The sequence below is a fragment of the Paenibacillus sp. DS2015 genome (genome assembly GCF_050433705.1).
Classification (GTDB): Bacteria; Bacillota; Bacilli; order Paenibacillales; family Paenibacillaceae; genus Paenibacillus_AQ.
The window spans coordinates 1-1,935 of record NZ_JBNPWS010000073.1; the positions used below are offsets into that span (position 1 = coordinate 1).

The following is a 1,935-nucleotide window of genomic DNA, read 5'->3' on the forward strand; positions in this document are numbered from 1 at the left end:
TTTTTGGAACACTCCTATGGATTTCGGCCTCAAAGGAATCCACACCAAGCCTTAAAAGAGCTTAGTAGAGTCATAGGAACACGGAAAGTTGGGTATGTAGTTGACGCAGACATTCGGGGGTTCTTCAACGAAGTAAACCATGAATGGCTGATGAAAATGTTAGAGCTACGAATCAAAGATACACAGATCCTAAGACTGATTAAGCGGTTCCTAAAAGCAGGCATTATGGGAAGTGGAAACGTAGTTAAAAGTGAAGAAGGAGTTCCCCAAGGAGGTAGCCTATCTCCGCTATTAGCCAATATCTATCTGCACTACACCCTAGATCTATGGTTTACTAAAGCAGTGAAGAAACACTGTCGAGGTGAAGCCTACATCGTACGGTATGCGGACGACTTTGTTGCATGTTTTCAATATAAACATGACGCTGAAATGTTCTACGAAGCCTTACGAACCAGACTAGCGAAATTCAATCTACAAGTGGCGGAAGAGAAAACAAAGATCCTGACATTCGGGCGATATGCGGCACGAGATGAAAAGAAGATATTGGGGAGAAAACCAGAAACATTCGATTTTCTAGGATTCACGCACTACTGTGGAAGAAGCAGAAAAGGGCGATTTAAACTCAAGTGGAAGACAGCAAGAAAGAAGTATCATACAAGAATCCAAGAGTTTAAAAAATGGATCCAAGAAAATCGCAAGCTACCACTAAGTGAGATCTGGAAAACAGTGAACTCAAAACTACGAGGACATTACCAATACTACGGTGTCAGCGATAATTGGAACCAACTGTTAGCGTACAGAAGACATATCATAAAACTCCTACATAAATGGCTCAACCGGCGAAGCCAACGTAGTAAACTTACGTGGTTAAAATTCAGTCGAATGCTGAGATTTTATCCATTGGCAGAACCGAAATCGTTAATAAACCTAAACTCAGCGTTTGTGTAAAGAGGCTCATATGGGGAGCCGGATGCCTTAATTGGGCACGTCCGGTTCTGAGAGGGGCTGATTCTGTAAGGACACAGTCTACTCACCCATCGTGAATATGAACGGGAATTCGTATCGCATGAAGGAAACGAAGGAGTGGCTATTAAAGCAGCAATTAGCATAATTGAAGTACTACCCCACCAATCTATTGCTTAGAGAAGTTCCCTCATTTACTTGTACTGTTATTTTATAGGTGGGGGAGTTTTAAATGCTCATGTGGGGGAATTGTTTCTCTACAATGAAATTGAAAGGAGAGGTGAGGATTTGCAAACGATCCGGCTGCTTAAGCAGGCGATTGATTATGTGGAGCAGAACTTGAACTCGGCCATCGGGGTCGGGGATATCGCCGGAGCAGCGATGACTTCGAAATACCATTTTCAGCGCATGTTCCATGCCCTGACGGGCTTCACCGTTACAGAATATGTGCGCAACAGGCGGCTTACACTGGCGGCGGAAGAGCTGGCCGGAACGGACGGCAAGGTGATCGATATCGCGCTTAAGTATGGTTACGAGAAACCGGAGTCCTTCGCCAAAGCGTTCCAGAGGATGCATGGGGTAACCCCGCAAATGGCGAGAAAAAAGAACGTGAAGCTCAAGTCGTTTCCCCGAATCTCCTTTCAAATTCAGATCAAAGGAGAAACCGAAATGAATTATCGGATGGTTGAAGAGAAGGGTTGCCTCGTCATTGGAAAAGAGGTTATCGTTCACAAGGATGCTTACACAGAAATACCCACGTTCGTAGAGAAAATCTGGACGGATGGTACGCATGACCGGATTAACGAATTAGCCGGAAGACCCGCAGGTTCGCTGCTGTTCGGCTATTATTACGACTTCAGCGAGGACGGAACCAAACGTTGAACTAAACCGCTACGCGGTAGCTTTTTAAATCCTACAATCTTTCACTGCCATTTTCTAAACCTTCCTTTATCATCTAGTGAAAAAGGAGGT

Annotated in this window: 2 protein-coding genes; both read left to right on the forward strand. The window is 44.5% G+C overall.

From position 1 onward, the window contains the following. On the forward strand, window positions 1-948 hold a 948-nt coding region (locus tag J2T13_RS26105; protein ID WP_429375627.1), incomplete at its 5' end, for a reverse transcriptase domain-containing protein. 303 nt (window positions 949-1,251) lie between these two features. Beyond that, complete coding sequence (locus J2T13_RS26110; RefSeq protein ID WP_429375628.1) at window positions 1,252-1,845, forward strand: helix-turn-helix domain-containing protein; 594 nt, start codon at window positions 1,252-1,254, stop codon at window positions 1,843-1,845. Window positions 1,846-1,935 lie beyond the last annotated feature (90 nt).